Source organism: Nocardia crassostreae, assembly GCF_001613405.1.
GTDB lineage: Bacteria > Actinomycetota > Actinomycetes > Mycobacteriales > Mycobacteriaceae > Nocardia > Nocardia crassostreae.
In genome coordinates this window covers 59,131-76,341 of record NZ_BDCH01000043.1, presented here as the reverse complement: position 1 = coordinate 76,341, position 17,211 = coordinate 59,131, and the positions used below count along the sequence as shown (strand labels likewise).

Sequence of the window (17,211 nt, the reverse complement as noted above, 5' to 3'; positions counted from 1 at the left end):
TTCGTTGCCGAGGGCGTGGGCTTGGTTCAGGTCCAGGATCGTACCGCCGAGGTCGGGGTAGGCGGCTGCGGGTCAAGGGCCGGGAGCTCCGTCAGGAGCGGCCCTCGTCGAGCAGCCAGTCGTTGGGCACGAAGAGTTCGAAATGCACGCGGTCGCAGGGGATTCCGGCGGCCAGCAGTTGGGAGCGGGCGGATTGCAGGAAGCCGGGGCCGCCGCAGAGGTAATAGTCGGCGTCGGCGGGCAGGTCTACTTCGGCGAGGTCGAGGTAGCCGTGGTCGTCGTCGCGGTACCACCAGCGGAAGTAGGAGTCGGGCAGGGCGGCGCACAGGGCGGTGACCCGGTCGCGGAGGGGATGGTCGGCGGCGGAGCGGTCGGCGTGCAGGAAAACCGTTCGGCGGGGCGAGGTTTCGGCGGACAGGTATTCGAGGATGCTCGCCATGGGGGTGATGCCGATGCCCGCGGAAATGAGGACCAGGGGTGTGGTGGCGGTGGTGTCGATGGTGAGATCGCCGAAGGGGAGGGTGATCTGGAGGCGGTCGCCGGTGTCGATGGTGTCGTGCAGCCAGGAGGAGACTTCGCCTTCGGGGCTGCCCGCTTCGGCGGGCACCCGGCGCACGGCGAAGGCCAGGCGATCGGGGCGGGCGCGGTCGATCAGGCTGTATTGGCGGAGCTGGCGGGCACCGTCGGGGAGGTCGGCGCCGACCGAGATGTATTGGCCGGGAAGTCCTTCCGGTAGCGGGGTGGCCGGGTCCATAGATTCGACGACGAAGACGGCGACGCCCGAGGGGTCGTCGATCCGCTGCACGACCATGGCGTCGCGGAAGACATCGCCCGCGGCGACACCGGCCTGCTCGTACAGGCCCGCCTCGAAATCGATGAGTGTGGTGGCCATGAGCCAGTAGACGCGGTCCCAGGCGGCGGCGATGTCGGGGGTGACCGTGTCCGCGCCGAGCACCTCCACGATTGCGGCGAACAGATGCTCGTGCACGATGCGGTATTCCGCGGCGGTGACCCCCAGCGAGGCGTGCTTGTGGCCGATGCGGGACAACAGTTCCCGGGGATGCGGCAGCGCCGGATCGATGAGGTGCGCGGCGAAGACAGCGATGGACGCCGCGAGGGCGCGCTGCTGGGCGCCCTGGGCCTGGTTGCCGCGATTGAAGCGGTCGCGCAGGAGGTCCGGATGGGCCGCGAACATCTTCTGATAGAAGAGCGGGGTGATCCGGTCGATGTGCGCGGCGACGAGGGGCAGGGTCGCGCCGATCACCGCGGCGTGCTCGGGCTCCAGCTCCGGAATGGTGTCGAGGGCGGCATCCTGTGCGAGCGTCATTGCTATCTCCTAATCGTTGACCAAGGTGGCCGCCGGGAAGGCCGGCATATGCAGCAGCTCGATGGTTCGGGGGGTCACCAGATCGGCCAGGATGTAGCGATCGAGTTCGGAATAGAACGCATCCTGCGCGGTGGCGAGAATGCCCCGCAAACGGCAGGCACCCGCCAATGGGCACGGATTGTCGCCAACGCATTCGATGACTTCGCTATCGCCTTCGAGTTTGCGGACGATGGTGCCGATGGTGGTGGTGCGACCGGCGTCGGTGAGGAAGATGCCGCCGGTGCGACCGCGCTGCGAGGCCACGTAGCCGAGATCGGCGAGCTTGGAGACCGCCTTGGCCACATAGTTCTCGGAGGCATTGACCTGTCGTGCAATGAGTTTGGCGGTGACGCGCTCCTCGGCGCCGCTGCTGACGGCCAGCCGCATGAGCGCACGCAGTCCGAGATCGGTGAACCGTGAGAGCTGCATGACTCCCACGGTACTTATTCCGACTGAGAAACGCTTATTTAGAGCCTGTGCTTTCAAATACGCATTCGCATGCGGATTATGTAGCCTCCGTCACATTTACAGAATCACCGGACAGCCGCTTCCGCAAATCACCAGCTAAACCGTAGTAGACGACCAGTGCCAGCCCACAGCCGATGAACCAGCTGTACTGCGCGGCGGTGTACATCCCGGGCAGATCCTTGGCCAGTACCGGGAACACCGCGAAGGCCGCGCCCACGGCCGTGGCGATGACCGCCACCGGATTCACGCCCTTGCGGTACCAGTAGCTTCCGCTCTCCGACATGGTGAACAGATCGTCCACCACGATGGTGCGATTGCGCACCAGGTAGTAGTCGGCGATGAGCACGCCGAACAGCGGCCCGATGAAGGCGCCCAGCACTTCGAGGGTGTAGTGGATGACCTCCGGATTGTTGTACAGATTCCACGGCGTGATGAGCACCGATCCGACCGCCGCGATCATCCCGCCCATGCGCCAGCTGATCCGCTGCGGGCCGACATGGGAGAAGTCGAAGGCCGGGGAGATGAAGTTGGCCACGATATTGATGCCGATGGTGGCGATGGTGAAGGTCAACGCCCCCAACACGATCGCGAAGGTGGAGTCGATGCGGGCCACCGTCTCCACCGGATCGGTAATGAGTTCGCCGTACACCGGCACCGTGAGCGAGGCGGTGATCACCACCAGCAGCGAGAAGGCGAGGAAGTTGACCGGCAGCCCGAGCAGATTGCCGCGCCGCACCGCCGCCATGGACTTGCTGTAGCGGGAGAAGTCGCCGAAATTGAGCATGGGCCCACAGAAGTAGGACACCACCAGCGCGATCGCCCCCAGCATGACCGGAATCGATTCCCAGCCGGTCAATGTCACCGCGCCCAGCTCGAAATCGATGGCGCCCCAACCGGCTTTCCAGATCAGATACCCGCACAGCGCGAACATGACGACATACACCGCGGGACCGCAGAAGTCGATGAACTTGCGAATCGATTCCATCCCGCGCCAGAACACCGCGGCCTGCACCACCCACAGCACCAGATAGGCGCACCAGCCCAGCAGCGACAGCCCGAGGAAGCCGTAGTCCGCCGTGACCGCATAGGGCGCGAGCCCCGGAAACAGCTTGACGGCCACCACGATCAGCGCCGACGAGGCGAGATAGGTCTGAATCCCGTACCAGGCCACCGCGATCAGTCCGCAAATAATGGCCGGAACATTCGCGCCGATCACCCCGAAGGCGCTGCGGCACATGACCGGATACGGCACCCCCGCCCGCTGACTGGGCGCGGCGACGAGATTGCACAGGAAGTACACGATGGTGATGCCGATGAGCAGGGCCGCCAGCACCTGCCACCCGGCCAGTCCGAGCGCGAACAGGCTGCCCGCGGTGACATATCCGCCGACGCTGTGCACATCCGACATCCAGAAGGCGAATATATTGTATGTGCCCCAACGCTGTTCGCGTAGCGGGGCCAGATCCGCATTGGTGAGAAGCGGGTCGTACTCTGAGTCAGGCGGCGCCGCTGTCGCGGGCGTGACGATATCGGTCATTGCGCATCCGATCCGAGGTCCGAGGGTGGATCGGCTCACGGTAGGAACAGGCCGTTGCCCCGGCATTGCACCGCCATTGCCCGGTCATTGCGCTATCGATATATCCGGCGCCGCCAGCAGGCCGTCCTGCTCCGGCAAGGTGGCGATGACCTGTTCGAGTCGCACATGATGCCGTCGCGCGATGGACAGCAGCCGGTCCACGTCACGATCCAGGAAGGCGTCCAGCATGAGATTGTGATCGCCGTGCAGCCGTTCCCGATCGGCCTGGGACACGTGCACCATGGATTGCACGGGTTCGGTTACATTCCAGGCGGATTCGAGCATGTGCACCAGCCGGAACAGCCGCGACGGCCGGGTCAGCGCGAGGTGGAAGGTGCGCGAATGCCGTTGGTAGGCAACCGGATCGGCATCGCGAATGGCGTGTTCGAGCAGATCGTTGGCCTCGATGAGCGCGGACCGGTCGGCGGCGGTGGCCTGGCGGGCGGCCGTGGCGAGGGCGGCCTCCTCCAGGGTCTGCCGCACAATGTACATTTCGCGCAGCTCGGCGGCGGTCAGCTGGGCGACGGCGTATCCGGCGCGCTGTTCGTGGGTGACGAGACCCTCCCCCACCAGCGTCTTGAGCGCGTCGCGCACCGGGATATGGCTGACGCCGAACAGTTCGGCGATCTCGCGCAGCGGTATCACCGTCCCCGGCGGCGCGGCGCCGTCGAGTATGACCCGCCGCAGTTCACCCAGGATGATCTGCGGCCGGCCCGGTTGATCGACCACCAGGGTGGCCAGTAAGGCGGAGCGTCTGCGTACGGGCATAGCGCCACGGTAGGGGCCGAGTGTTCGGTTTCTCGGTCGGCCGTGTCACAACCAGGAAACACCTTTCACCGCATGGACGCGCTCACCTTGCCCACGCCGGTGGTGATTCCGGGGCCGAAACAGCCCATCACCATCTCCGGCGTCATCATCTCGTATTCGGCCACGACCTTGGCCCAGGTGCCTTCCCCGAGGCCGGACACGACCTGCAACGGCCCGACCGTGGGTTGCGACATGCCCACCGGCCACGGCCCCCACAGTCGGCTGAACTCCCCGTTCGACCAGGTGATATCGACGGTGATCGGACCGTCGGCCGGGTGCATGCAGTCCGAGGCCGCAATGTGCACGCCGGTGAAGGTGCCGCCGGTGATTCCCGGCCATCCGACGCAGTCCCAGAGCTTGCCGACGGAGAGGAAGGTCAGCACCCGGGGACTCATGCCGATGGCCCCGTCGACGGCGGTCCACCGGAAGTCCCCGCCCCCGCACCAGCTCGACGGCGGCTCCTCCGCCTGTTCCGAGGACCCGCTGTCCGGCCGCTCCGGCTCCTCGGCCGCGGCCACCGGGATACCCAGCGCCGCACCACACGCCAGGCAAACCCCCAGCGCTACCAGCGCTTTCACAGCTTTGACGCGCACTGCCTCTGCTTTGACGCGCACTGCCTCCGGCACAGCTCGCCTCCGAGGTGGTCGAGGTGAAGCACGTGGATGGGTCGATTCGCCTGATTTGTCCAGACCCTAAACCGCGCCGCCCCCGCCTCCCGGCTCGCCACGCCGTATCCGGAGTCAGCGTTTGGTGGCCGCCCTGGCTTGTTTGATGGTTTCCCAGGGAATCGACGGCCGCGGCAGATTGCGGCGGCGCAGATAGGCCGTGGCGGTGCGACTGCTGGTCCGGATCATGCGAATGAGCTGGGCGGGCGAACCGGCATTGTCGTCCACCGTGGCCGGGGTGAAAACGATTGTGCCGTCCCCGGTTTCGATGGTCCCCCGGGCGAGCACCGATTTCATGTTCCAGCCCTGGTCGTCATGGAAATGCGCCAGCAGCGCGGCGGGTCCGTCGACGGCGTCGAACCATGCGGGCCGGTCGATCACCAGGGCGTCGCCCTCGAGCCGCGGGCGGCACCGCAGGTCCACCGGATACCCGGCCGGATCGTCGGCGCTGAGCACCACGCCGTCGCTGAAGCGGCCCAGGGCCGTGAGCAGTTCTTCGGACAGGGTCGTCACAGGATCACCTCCCGAGGGTCGGCGGTCATATCGCGGCCGGGCCACCAGCGCACCCGGATGGGCGTGACATGAATCTTGAGGCGCATGTAGTACCACCAGAACAGCCGTTTGGTGATCGGATCCGAGCCGACGCCCTTGGGCTGGGCGGTCCACACCTTTGCCCACTGACGCTCCAATTCGTCGTCCCAGGTAATGATCTCGGAGACCCGCGCATCACCCTGGACCAGCACGACGGGCGGATCGGCCAGTCCGCTGGCGGTGGGATTGGAGTACAGCAGCGCCACCTTCGGATTGCGCCGGGCGTGGAAGGCCTTGTGCGGCACGCCGATTCCGGTGCTCACCAGGATATCCCCGCGCTCGGGCAGCCACAGCGGCGCGACCGGGACGGTCACCGGCGTGCGATCACGGGCGTGGGTGGACAGTTCCGCGGTGAAGAACCGGTCCAGGACGGCGGTCACCTCCGCGGGCAATGCGGGTGATTTGGTCACGCTTCACCATCGCGCCGTCTGCCGCCCGGCGCAACCGACCGGGCGGTGCGCCCACCGCGCGCGACAGGCGGGTTACCACCTGGCAGCATGGCCCGCATGGATCTGATCGCGCGGATCGAGGCGGCAGCGACCCTGCTGGCACCGGTCATTCGACGTACCCCTGTCGTAGCGTCCCGAGTACTCGCCGAACGTACCGGCCACGAGGTCTGGCTCAAGTGCGAGAATTTGCAGCGAACCGGCTCGTTCAAGCCCCGCGGGGCCTACAACCGGATTGCCAATCTGCCCGAGGCCGAACGCCTGCGCGGCGTGGTGGCGGCCAGCGCGGGCAATCACGCCCAGGGCGTGGCCTGGGCGGCGACCTCGCTCGGCATCGAATCCACGGTCTTCATGCCGGTCGGCGCGGCGCTGCCGAAACTGGTGGCCACCAAGGCCTATGGCGCGACCGTGCATCAGGTCGGCGACACCATCGACGAATCTCTCACCAAGGCAAGGGATTTCGCGGCACACACCGGGGCGACGCTGGTGCACCCGTTCGATCATCCCGATATCGTGGCCGGGCAGGCGACGGTGGCGCTGGAAATCCTGGAGCAGTTGCCCGAGGTGGGCACCGTGATCGCGCCGACCGGGGGCGGCGGACTACTGGCCGGGGTGGCGGCGACCTTGGCGATCCTGGCCCCGCAGGTGCGCGTCATCGGCGTACAGGCCGCCGACGCGGCCGCCTGGCCCGCCTCCCTCGCCGCCGGTAAACCGGTCCGGCTGGAGCAGATGGCCACCATGGCCGACGGTATCGCGGTCGGCCTGCCCGGCGAGGTGCCCTTCGACCACATCGTGGAGACCGCGCCAACCATTGTCACCGTCGACGAGGACGCGCTCTCGCGCGCCTTGCTGCTGTGCATGGAACGCACCAAGCTCATTGTCGAACCCGCAGGCGCGGCGGGCGTCGCGGCCCTGATGTCTTGCCTCCCCGAGGAATTGGAGCTGCGCGGACCGGTCTGCGCCATTCTGTCCGGCGGCAATATCGATCCGCTGCTGCTGACCCGGGTCATCGGCCACGGCCTCAGCGCCGCGGGTCGGTACATGGCGGCCCGCATCACCATTTCCGATCGCCCCGGCAGCCTGAGCCGATTGCTCGCCGAACTCGGCCGCACCGGCGCGAGCGTCCTCGATGTCGTCCATTCCCGGACCGGGGCGTGGCTGGCCATCGACGAGGTCGAGGTGCTGCTGACCCTGGAAACCCGCGGCCCGGTCCACCGCGACGAGGTGCTGACCGCCCTCGCCGATGTCGGATACGTGGTCCGCGTCGAGGACTGACCCACCCGGGCGCGCCGGTTGATCCCGGCGCGCCGAGCGGCCCCGCGCCGGTCGGAGCCGCCTTCTCAATTGCATGTATACATTCGCATGTGTTGATGCTATGGTCGGAGCATGACCACAGCAGTGAACGAATCGGGCCACGGCTCCTTCGGCGCGCGCCTGGAAATGCTCTTCGCCATCGGCTCCGGCATCACCTATGCGGGCGGTATGGCGGCGCGGTATCTCCTCGACGCCCCGTCCTGGGTGGCCACCGCACTGTTCGCCGCCACCTATCTGCTGGGTGGCTTCTTCACCGTCCGCACCGCCGTCGCGACCGTGCGCCGGGGCCGCTTCGAGGTGGACTTCCTCATGCTGGTCGCCGCCGCCGGTGCGGCCGCGGTCGGCAAGTGGGCTGAGGGTTCGGTGCTGCTGTTCCTGTTCAGCCTCGGTCACGCGCTCGAGGAGTACGCCATGAGCCGCGCCCAGCGGTCCATTGCGGCGCTGGCCGAGCTCGCACCGCGCACCGCGCTGGTGCGGCGCGGTCCCGAGCGGGTCGACGAGGTGGACATCGACGCTCTCGAGATCGGCAATACCGTTGTGGTGCTGCCGAATTCGCGACTGAGCGCGGACGGGATCGTGGTCACCGGGGTCAGCGCCATCGACGAATCCTCGGTCACCGGCGAGAGCATGCCGGTGGAGAAACAGCCCGCCGTCGACCCGCGCGCCCTGCTGAACTCGAAAGCGACGCTGCCGGAAGCGAATCGGGTGTTCGCGGGCACGCTCAACGGGTCCGGAGTCCTCGAAGTCCTGGTCACCAGCCGGGCGGCCGACTCCACCCTGGCCCGGGTCATCGCCATGGTCCGCGACGCCGATACCCAGAAGTCGCCCACCCAGCGTTTCATCGACCGCTTCCAGCTCGTCTATGTGCCCGCCGTCCTGGTGGGCGTGCTGGGCGTCATCGCCTTCGGCGTCCTCGCGCTCTCGGAACCCTTTGCGGACAGCTTCTATCGCGCCATGGTCGTGCTGGTGGCGGCCAGCCCGTGCGCACTGGCCATCGCCACCCCCAGCGCCGTGCTGGCCGGGGTCGCCCGCGCGGCCCAGGCGGGCGTGCTGGCCAAGGGCGGCGGGCCGCTGGAGTCACTGGGCCGGATCCGGTCCATCGCCTTCGACAAGACCGGGACTCTCACCTGGGGGCAGCCGCGCGTCACCGATGTCGTTCCGGCCCGGCCGGAGCTGCGGGACGAGCTGATCACCACCCTGGTCGCCGTCGAATCCTTCAGCGACCATCCGCTGGCGGCCGCCATCACCCGCGACCTCTCCCCCGAAACGCCCGTCGGCGTGGAATCCGCCGCCACACAGGTCAATTCGGTCACCGGGCGCGGTGTCACCGCCCTGGTCGACGGCCGCGCCACCGAGATCGGCAACCTCACCATGTTCGCCGAACTCGATCCGGACGGCGTGCCCTCCGCGATCGCCGAGGCCGTGGACCGGCTGCACGACGCCGGTCGCACCACCATGATCGTCCGCCGGGCCGGGGTGTATCTCGGCGTCGTCGGCGTCATGGACACACCGCGCGCCGAGGCCGGACCCGTCATCGAAAAGCTTAGCGCCCTGGGCATTACCGATATGGTCGTTATCTCCAGCGACAACCAGCGCGTCGCCGACGCCGTGGCCGACGGGCTCGGCCTGGACGCGGCCCACGGCGGCCTGCTCCCCGAGGACAAGGTCGATATGATCGGCCGCCTGCGCGCGCACGGCGGCACAGCCATGGTCGGCGACGGCGTCAACGACGCACCCGCCATGGTCAACTCCTCGGTCGGAATCGCCATGGGCGCCAGCGGATCAGCCGTCGCCCTGGAAACCGCCGACGTCGCCCTCATGACCGACGATATCGGCCGCCTGCCGTTCGCGGTGGCCCTGAGCCGCCGCACCGCCGCCATCATCCGCCAGAACCTCGTCGTGGCCTTGCTCATTGTCGCGGCGCTGGTCCCCGCCACCCTGATGGGCCTGCCCATCGGCCCGGCGGTCTTCGTGCACGAGGGCTCCACCCTGCTCGTGGTCGCGAATGCACTGCGCCTGCTGCGCTTCCGGCGCGGCGCCGAACACGCGGGCATCGAACACGAATCCCGCCCGGCCTGAGCACCGCCCGGCCTCGGTCTAGTGCGCGCCGCTGAGCTCCAGTGCGAGCACCCCGGCGATCACCAGGCCGATGCCGCCCACCTGCACCAGCGTCAGATGCTCGTCGAGGAACAGGGTGCCGATGATCGCCACCGCGACCACGCCGACCGCCGACCAGATGCCGTAGGCGACGCCCACGGGCATACCGCGTTTCAATGCCTGCGACAGGAAGTAGAACGCCGCCCCGTACCCGAGCACCACGATGATGGAGGGCACCAGCTTGCTGAAGCCCTCCGAGATCTTCAGCGAGACGGTCGCCGTGACTTCACACGCAATCGCCAATCCGAGCAGCAGCAAGCTCATTGCCGGAGAATAACCGGCCCTCCGGTACGGTCCGCCGACCGGTGTGACCACCGCCGGAAAAAATAGGGTGCACACCCGGCCGGGTTGTGCATATAGTGGTCGGCATGTGGATGCAGCTGTTCATTTAAGCCTCTTCGTCGTTCGCACACGACTTTTCGGCCGTCAGCGCCGACTCCCGCCGCTCTGCGGCATTTCCGATCTCGACCGGCCACCCCGGTGAGTCGGTCCACGCATCCCTGAGGAGGACTCATGCCTGACCAGCATTCGAATCCCGATTTCCAGTCCAGCGACTCTGCCGATCGTCCGCTGTCGCGACGTGAGCGCCGAGGCAAGACCGCCAAGCAGCAGCAGCCGATCGGCGGCAAGGTGCACGACCGCGGACGGAGTTCCGTCCCGGTCATGAAGCACCAGAACTCCCGTAGAGGCTGATGGAAACGCCTGTGGCGTCCCCGCATCGGGGACGCCACAGGCGGTTATCGATCTATCGAACGTCGGCCTAGCGGGCTCAGCTCAGCCAGGTGCGCTGTTCGGCGGCGGTGGCGCGGACTTCCTCGAGTTGCTTGGCGACCTGCACACCGGCGGTGCCGCCGCGAGCATTGCGGGAGGCGATGGAGCCCTGCACGGTCAGCACCTCGCGCACGGCCGGGGTGAGGGCCGGGTCGACGGCGGCGAACTCGTCGTCGGTGAGTTCGTCCAGGCCGACGCCGCGGGCCTCGGCGGCGCGCACGCAGCCACCGGCCGCCTCATGGGCGACGCGGAACGGAACACCCTGGCGGACGAGCCATTCGGCAATGTCGGTGGCGAGGGTGAATCCGGCCGGGGCCAGCTCGGCCATGCGGTCGATGTGGAAGGTGAGGGTGGAGACCAGGCCCGCGATGGCGGGCAGCAGCAGTTCCAGCTGTGCGACCGAATCGAAGACGGGTTCCTTGTCCTCTTGCAGGTCGCGGTTGTAGGCCAGCGGCTGCGCCTTGAGCGTGGCGAGCAGGCCGGTGAGGTTGCCGATGAGGCGGCCCGCCTTGCCGCGGGTCAGCTCGGAGACGTCCGGGTTCTTCTTCTGCGGCATGATCGAGGAGCCGGTGGACCAGGCGTCGGCCAGGGTGATGTAGCCGAATTCCGGTGTGCTCCAGATGATCACCTCCTCCGCCATGCGGGAGAGGTCGACGGCGACCATGGCCAGTACGAAGGCGGCCTCGGCGGCGAAATCGCGGGAAGAGGTGGCGTCGATGGAGTTCGCGGCCGCGGCGTCGAAATTCAGTTCGGCGGCAATGGCTTCCGGATCCAGGCCGAGCGAGGAACCGGCCAGCGCGCCGGAACCGTAGGGCGAGATCGCGGCGCGCTTGTCGAAATCACGCAGCCGGTCGATATCGCGCAGCAGCGGATGCGCGTGCGCGAGCAGGTGATGCGCCAACAGCACCGGCTGGGCGGCCTGCAAGTGAGTCTTGCCCGGCATCACCGCATCCGGATGTGCCGCGGCCTGGGCGACCAGGGAGTCGACGACATCGAGGATACCGGCGGCCACACGGCGCACGCCGTCCCGCAGCCACATGCGGAACAGGGTGGCCACCTGGTCGTTTCGCGACCGCCCCGCGCGGAGCCGCCCGCCGAGCTCGGTGCCGACCCGTTCGATCAACCTGCGTTCGAGCGCACCGTGCACATCCTCATCGGATTCGGCGGGACCGAACGCACCGGAGGCGACATCGGCGGCCAGCCGGTCGAGTCCGTCCAGCATGCCCTCGAGATCGCCCGCCGAGAGCAGTCCGGCCTTGTGCAGCACCCGCGCATGGGCTTTGGAGGCGCGAATGTCGTACGGCGCGAGCACCCAGTCGAAATGCGTGGACTTGCTCAGCGCCGCCATGGCCGCGGCCGGACCGGAGGCGAATCGCCCGCCCCACAGCGCGCCCTCATTGGTGCCGTGCTGCTCGGTCATTCGATGCTCTCCTGTTCCTCGAGGTCTCGCGGTGGCTACCCGCTATTGCACCAGTCGGCTCGCGCCGGACGCCCGGCCGGGTTGCCCACCCCTCGTGCGGGGCAGCCCTGCCGAAGCCGCGCAGGCCGAGCGGCCCGCCGGAAACACCTGGATTCCGGCGGGCCGCTGGCTCGGGTCGCGCAGTGAAAGGTGCTGCTACTTCTTGCTGTTCAGATCGCGGCGCGCGGCGACCTTGGACGACAGGCCGTGGATCTGCACGAAGCCCTTGGCGAGGGACTGGTCGAAGGTGTCGCCCTCGTCGTAGGTGGCGAGGTTGAAGTCGTAGAGCGACTCGTCGGAGCGACGGCCGTTGACGACCACATTGCCGCCGTGCAGCACCATGCGGACATCACCGGAGACGTGCTGCTGGGTCTCGGCCACGAAGGCGTCCAGGGCCCGCTTCAGCGGCGAGAACCACAGGCCGTCGTACACCAGCTCGCCCCAGCGCTGCTCGACCTGCCGCTTGTACCGGCCCAGTTCGCGCTCGACGGTGACGGCTTCCATCTCCTGGTGCGCGGCAATGAGCGCGATGGCGCCCGGGGCCTCGTAGATCTCGCGGCTCTTGATGCCCACCAGGCGGTCTTCGACCATGTCGAGACGGCCCACGCCCTGGCGTCCGGCCCGCTTGTTCATCTCGGTGATGGCCTCGAGCATGGTGACCGAGCGGCCGTCGATGGCGACCGGCACGCCCTTGTCGAAGGTGACGATGAGCTCGTCGGGGGCCTCGAAGTTGACGGTCGGGTCCACGGTGTAGTCGTAGACGTCCTTGGTCGGGGCGTTCCACAGGTCCTCGAGGAAGCCGGTCTCGACGGCGCGGCCCCACAGGTTCTGGTCGATGGAGAACGGCGACTTCTTGGAGACATTGATGGGCAGGTTGTTCTGCCCGGCGAACTCGATGGCCTTCTCACGGGTCCAAGCGTAGTCGCGGACCGGGGCGATGACCTTCAGATCCGGCGCCAGCGCGCCGATGCCGACCTCGAAGCGGACCTGGTCGTTGCCCTTGCCGGTGCAACCGTGCGAGACGGTGTCGGCGCCGTGGTATTCGGCGGCCTCGACCAGGTGCTTGACGATGAGCGGCCGGGAGATGGCCGACACCAGCGGGTAGCGGCCCATGTAGAGCGCATTGGACTGAATGGTCGGCAGGCAGTATTCATTGGCGAACTCGTCGCGGGCGTCCACGACGATGGACTCGACCGCACCGCAATCGAGCGCACGCTGGCGGACGTCGTTCATGTCCTCGCCGCCCTGTCCCAGATCGATGGCGACCGCGACGACCTCCGCGCCGGTCTCCTGACCGATCCAGCTGATGGCGACAGAGGTGTCCAGCCCGCCGGAGTAGGCGAGTACGACGCGCTTGGTCATAGTCCGTGTGCTCCTCGATTAGTACGTACAGGTCTGCGTTACCCGCCTCGGCGGGACTCCGCGGCCGCTCCGGTGCGCCGCTCGCGTCCCGCACCCTCGTCCTGCAAATGATTATGCATGACGGTGCAATCCCATTCATAACTGGGGTCCCCTACGGAGTGAAGCCGATGTTCAGCGCGTATAGCGGTGTTTCACACCAATGGGGAAGTAGGCCGGATCGCCCGCCGGACGCAGGTCGATGTGCGGGAGCTGGCGGTCCTCGGGGACGTAGTTGGCGTATTCGCTATTGAGACGCAGCAGCTGGGCGCGGATGGACTCCGCGATGGCCTGGGCGCGCGCCTCGGTCGCGGAGTGGCCCGGCGCGAGTTCGACGGTGATCTCGAGGCGGTGGTCGAGATCGCTGCCCTCGATGACGGTGAGGACGAACTTGCCGGTCACCCAGGCGCTGATCGGGTGCTGTTCCAAGCCGATGGCCACATTCTCCGGGTAGACGTTCGCGCCGAAGATGGAGACGTTGTGGAAGGTGCGCCCGAAGACATAGACGAACGGGAGATGGGGGCGGGAATCAGCGGGGACCGGATAGCCGCGTTCCCGGCAGAACTCCAGCATGCGGGCGTGCGGGATGAGGCCGCCGTGGTCGGCGATGTGATAGCGGATGAGCGGGACGCCGCCGTCGGAGGTGAAAAGCAGGGTGCCGTCCACGGTTTCGAAGTAGCGGTCGGCCGGGTCGTACTGCAGCAGGGTGGGCAGCCGGGGTTCGCCGAACAGGTCGCGGGCGGCGGCGGGATCCGCGGCCAGCAGTCGGCGGATGCGGACGGTCAGGGGCGTCTCATTGGCGAGAACGCCGCCGTCGGCCGTGCCGTAGAGGGAGGCCACGTCGCGGCCGGGGTCCAGTCCGGCGCGACCGGCCAGCAGGGTGCGCCACTGCTCACTGAACACCTCACCGGCGGCGACCAGTTTCACCGCGTACCGGGCCCAGTCGATGCCCTCGCGCAGTCCGGTGTCGATCACGTCCTTGAGGAAGGGCGGGTAGCCCAGCAACACCACTTGGTCGAAGTGGCGGCCGAGTTCGGGTATCACGCGCAGGATTTCGGCCTTGTTGTTGCCGGGGGCGACGACGGTCAGCGGCAGGCTGTCCGCCAGTCGTCGCAGGCACGACAGCGTGTACAGACCGCCGACCCAGGTGCCGAGCGGGAAGCAGACGACCGCCAGGGTGCGGCGCAGGCGGGCGCCGAAGGCGTCCACCAGGACCTGTTCGAAGCGGCGGGTGGAGGCGCTCTCATCGGCGCTGGTGCGCGGCCAGAAGGTCGGCGTGCCAGTCGATCCCGAGGAGACGGCGATCATGTCGCAGGACGGCAGCTCCCCGCCGCGGCAGCGCTCGGGCAGCGAATACTGCTGGTGGTAGTTGGCCTTGGTGGTCAGCGGGAGTTGCCGGAACGCGGCCATGCCGCCGATCGCGTCCGGATCGATGCCCTTGTCGGCCAGGAACAATCGATAGGCGGGCACGGTGTCGGCTGTCCGCCGGAACAGTTCCAGTACCGATTTGCAGGTTTCCGATTCCATGGCCACCTCGGCCTTCATGCGCATGCCCTGCTGCTGCCCGAAAATGCTGCCTTCCGTTCTCCCGAACCTATGCAACCTCGTTCAAGGCGCTGTCGGGTTCCTGCTTCACGGAGGCTGCTTGCCCGTCAACAGTACCGTTTGTGGGTAGAGGCGGAGAACTCTCCACAGGCTGACACCGAGGAACTCCCGGCGTATTCAGATGATCTAGATTCGTCGCTGCATTGACGTCGCGGTGATGACGGGTACCGCAAGACTTGCAGGCCCACTCCCGGACATCGAGTGTCATGCGCTGCTTGGTTTTCGCACCGCACGCACTGCACATCTTGGAACTGGCGAACCAGCGCTCAGCGACAACCAGCGTCCGCCCGGCGAGGGCAGTCTTGTACTCGAGTTGACGACGGAACTCATAGAACCCCGCCTCCAGCACAGACTTCGCCAGATGGCGATTACGAGCCATTCCGCGGACGTTCAAGTTCTCGATAGCGATCGAGTCGTAGGTCTCCACGAGCTTACTGGTGAGTTTGTGAATCCAATCACTGCGCGTGTCAGCGATTTTCGCGTGCAGATTCGCGAGCCGGCGACGTGCCTTCGCTCTGTTCGCGGAGCCGCTCTGCTTGCGGCTCAACGCTTGCTGGGCGCGTTTCAGCTTCCGCTCTGCCTTCCGGAGCGCACGCGGAGTCTGCAGCAGGTCCCCGTCTTGGGTGACGAACTCACGGACCCCGACATCAACGCCAACTGTTCGCCCGGTCGCGGGCAGCTTCGGGGGTTCGGTGGTGTCGATCGTCAACGCTGCGAACCACTCCCCGGCACGACGGGAAACAGTGACCGTCTGAATGGCGCCATCGAAGCGTGGCAGCTCCGACATCATGATCCAGCCGACGTTCGGGATACGGAGTCGATTCCCGCTCACGGCGAAGTTCCCGGACGACAGCTTGAACGAGTCCTTAAACCCCTTCTTCTTGAACTTCGGGTACTTTGCCCGACAGCTGCAGAAGTTGTCGAACGCGCGCCCAAGGTTAATCAGCGCCTCCTGCGGCGCGCACTTGGTGGACTCCAGCATCCACGGGAACTGCTCTCGTTTCAGCGAATTCAAGACACGGCGGACCTCCAACTGGTTGGGAGGTTTCTCTCGTTCGCCAGCCTTGTACCTCTCGTACTCGGACTGCCACCACGCCAGCCCCCAGTTCCAGGCAAACCGTGCGCACCCGGCCGCGCGGGCGAGTCCGCTGGCCTGCACATTGTCCGGTTCCAGGCGAATCTTATGGCTGCGCAGCACGCCTCAGAACCTCCCTCCGATGGGCCATGCCAGCTCACTGCTCGGCTTTCCCTGTGACCGGAATCAGCCGCGAGGGGAACTGTATTCGTCCCTTTCGCAGATACATTCGATTCAGCACACACCGGTCCATACTCTCCCGATAGGCCCGCTTCACCGGCGTGCCACGATTCCAGCACCCGACATGAATCCGGAATTAGCAGAAAACTGAACTCCCTTCTGCCACGGGTCATCCGCTGTTTCGCTACCCGGCAGATCATCCGGCCACCCAGGTTCCGCGACCTTCCCGGCCGCGCCTGCCTCGCCACCGCGATAATGTCCCCAAAAGCCCTATCGATGGATGCACCGTGACTTCGACTATCGACAAGCAGCCTTCGTCGTTCGCCGGACAGTCCCATCCGGCATTATGTCGACGACGGCGCCGACGTAAACAGCGCTGAGCGCCACGACGTTTCATTCGGGGTACCGAAGGGATGCGGCGGATCGAACAGTGCCGCTCTCCGATTCCGCGCTGAGCGGCTATGCCAGTTTCGGAATGACCTCGGTCGCAATGCGTTCGAAGACGGCCGGATCGTTGTCGAAGACGGTGCCGGGTTCGGGCCAGTGCACCACCAGCTCGGTGATGCCCAGTTCCTCGTAGCGCCCGGCGATATCGGCGAAGGCGTCGACGGAAGCGAGCGGATTCTCCGGGGTGAAACCGGAGACATACACGCGCTCGATGGTGTCGAGATCCCGGTCGATGGCGTCGCACGCCTCGGTCAGCGCGTCGAGCTGACCGTCGATCAGCGGCGCGACGGCCGCCGCGTCATTGCCGAAGGGGCAGGTCACCCAGCCCTCACCGTAGGCAGCGGCCAGGCGCATGCCGCGCCGACCTCCGGCGGCGATGACGAAGGGCAGGCGCGGGCGCTGCACGCAGCCGGGAATCATGCGGGCCTCGTCGGCGGCGTAGTACGTGCCCCGATAGGTCGTGACGGACTGGGTCAGCAGCCGATCCAGCAGCGAGACGAATTCGGCGAAGCGGTCGGCCCGTTCGCGCGGCGACCAGGGTTCGCCGCCCAGCACTGTCGCATCCAATCCCGGGCTGCCCGCGCCGATTCCGGCGGTCACGCGGCCGTCGGAGATTTCGTCCAGGGTCATCAATTCCTTGGCGAGGGTGACCGGATGCCGGAAATTCGGGGAGGTGATCATGGTGCCGAGCCGGATGGTTCCGGTATTCGTGGCGGCGGCGGTCAAACTCGGAATCGCACCGTACCAAGGGCGGTTCTCGAAACCCTCGAAGGCAATGTGGTCGTAGCTGTATGCCGCGTGAAATCCCAGCTCCTCGGCCCGCCGCCAGATGTCGGCGGACTGTCGCCAGGGGTGGATCGGCAGGATCACACAGCTGACTTTCACG

The 17,211-nt window shown here is 67.0% G+C and carries 16 protein-coding genes; 3 read left to right on the top strand and 13 right to left on the bottom strand.

Annotation, left to right across the window (positions count from 1 at the left end; all coding sequences use genetic code 11):
- Positions 1-91 precede the first annotated feature (91 nt).
- From NC4_RS36570 to NC4_RS36540, 7 genes are all read right to left on the bottom strand, one after another.
- Positions 92-1,327: a globin domain-containing protein gene (locus tag NC4_RS36570; protein WP_067548448.1), complete on the bottom strand. Its 1,236-nt coding sequence runs from the start codon at positions 1,325-1,327 to the stop codon at positions 92-94.
- A 9-nt stretch (positions 1,328-1,336) separates the two neighbouring features.
- Entirely contained in the window at positions 1,337-1,795 is a 459-nt protein-coding gene (locus NC4_RS36565; protein ID WP_067548445.1) for an RrF2 family transcriptional regulator, read from the bottom strand.
- Between the two features lie 76 nt (positions 1,796-1,871).
- Positions 1,872-3,371 (bottom strand): NCS1 family nucleobase:cation symporter-1, encoded by a 1,500-nt coding sequence (locus tag NC4_RS36560; protein WP_067548441.1) that lies wholly within the window; start codon positions 3,369-3,371, stop codon positions 1,872-1,874.
- Between the two features lie 84 nt (positions 3,372-3,455).
- Complete coding sequence (locus tag NC4_RS36555; RefSeq protein ID WP_067548438.1) at positions 3,456-4,178, bottom strand: GntR family transcriptional regulator; 723 nt, start codon at positions 4,176-4,178, stop codon at positions 3,456-3,458.
- Between the two features lie 65 nt (positions 4,179-4,243).
- Positions 4,244-4,810, bottom strand: a complete 567-nt coding sequence (locus NC4_RS36550) for a hypothetical protein (RefSeq protein ID WP_067548435.1) — start codon at positions 4,808-4,810, stop codon at positions 4,244-4,246.
- A 147-nt stretch (positions 4,811-4,957) separates the two neighbouring features.
- Complete coding sequence (locus NC4_RS36545) at positions 4,958-5,395, bottom strand: hypothetical protein (protein ID WP_067548432.1); 438 nt, start codon at positions 5,393-5,395, stop codon at positions 4,958-4,960.
- Positions 5,392-5,883, bottom strand: a complete 492-nt coding sequence (locus NC4_RS36540; RefSeq protein ID WP_084530129.1) for a pyridoxamine 5'-phosphate oxidase family protein — start codon at positions 5,881-5,883, stop codon at positions 5,392-5,394. The genes NC4_RS36545 and NC4_RS36540 overlap by 4 nt, the downstream gene beginning before the upstream one ends.
- 96 nt (positions 5,884-5,979) lie before the next feature.
- On the opposite strand from NC4_RS36540, the gene ilvA reads away from it, so the two are divergent.
- Positions 5,980-7,194, top strand: coding sequence for a threonine ammonia-lyase (ilvA, locus tag NC4_RS36535; protein ID WP_157555444.1), 1,215 nt, complete (start codon positions 5,980-5,982; stop codon positions 7,192-7,194).
- 111 nt (positions 7,195-7,305) lie between these two features.
- Positions 7,306-9,312 carry a heavy metal translocating P-type ATPase gene (locus NC4_RS36530; protein ID WP_067548427.1) on the top strand — a complete coding sequence of 669 codons (2,007 nt, stop codon included), beginning with the start codon at positions 7,306-7,308 and terminating at the stop codon, positions 9,310-9,312.
- Positions 9,313-9,330: 18 nt separating this feature from the next.
- On the opposite strand, the gene NC4_RS36525 is transcribed toward NC4_RS36530, so the two are convergent.
- Positions 9,331-9,654: a DMT family transporter gene (locus NC4_RS36525; protein ID WP_067548424.1), complete on the bottom strand. Its 324-nt coding sequence runs from the start codon at positions 9,652-9,654 to the stop codon at positions 9,331-9,333.
- A 249-nt stretch (positions 9,655-9,903) separates the two neighbouring features.
- On the opposite strand from NC4_RS36525, the gene NC4_RS40825 reads away from it, so the two are divergent.
- On the top strand, positions 9,904-10,083 hold the full coding sequence (locus NC4_RS40825) for a hypothetical protein (protein WP_157555443.1): 180 nt from the start codon (positions 9,904-9,906) through the stop codon (positions 10,081-10,083).
- Between the two features lie 76 nt (positions 10,084-10,159).
- On the opposite strand, the gene argH is transcribed toward NC4_RS40825, so the two are convergent.
- The 5 genes from argH to NC4_RS36500 all read right to left on the bottom strand — a co-directional run bounded on the left by argH (position 10,160) and on the right by NC4_RS36500 (position 17,210).
- On the bottom strand, positions 10,160-11,581 hold the full coding sequence (argH, locus tag NC4_RS36520) for an argininosuccinate lyase (protein WP_067548421.1): 1,422 nt from the start codon (positions 11,579-11,581) through the stop codon (positions 10,160-10,162).
- A gap of 195 nt (positions 11,582-11,776) precedes the next feature.
- Positions 11,777-12,982, bottom strand: coding sequence for an argininosuccinate synthase (locus NC4_RS36515; protein ID WP_067548418.1), 1,206 nt, complete (start codon positions 12,980-12,982; stop codon positions 11,777-11,779).
- A 171-nt stretch (positions 12,983-13,153) separates the two neighbouring features.
- Positions 13,154-14,569: a phenylacetate--CoA ligase family protein gene (locus NC4_RS36510; RefSeq protein WP_067548415.1), complete on the bottom strand. Its 1,416-nt coding sequence runs from the start codon at positions 14,567-14,569 to the stop codon at positions 13,154-13,156.
- Positions 14,570-14,612: 43 nt separating this feature from the next.
- Complete coding sequence (locus NC4_RS36505; protein WP_157555442.1) at positions 14,613-15,821, bottom strand: RNA-guided endonuclease InsQ/TnpB family protein; 1,209 nt, start codon at positions 15,819-15,821, stop codon at positions 14,613-14,615.
- 516 nt (positions 15,822-16,337) lie between these two features.
- Positions 16,338-17,210: an LLM class flavin-dependent oxidoreductase gene (locus tag NC4_RS36500; RefSeq protein ID WP_084530128.1), complete on the bottom strand. Its 873-nt coding sequence runs from the start codon at positions 17,208-17,210 to the stop codon at positions 16,338-16,340.
- Position 17,211: the final 1 nt, after the last annotated feature.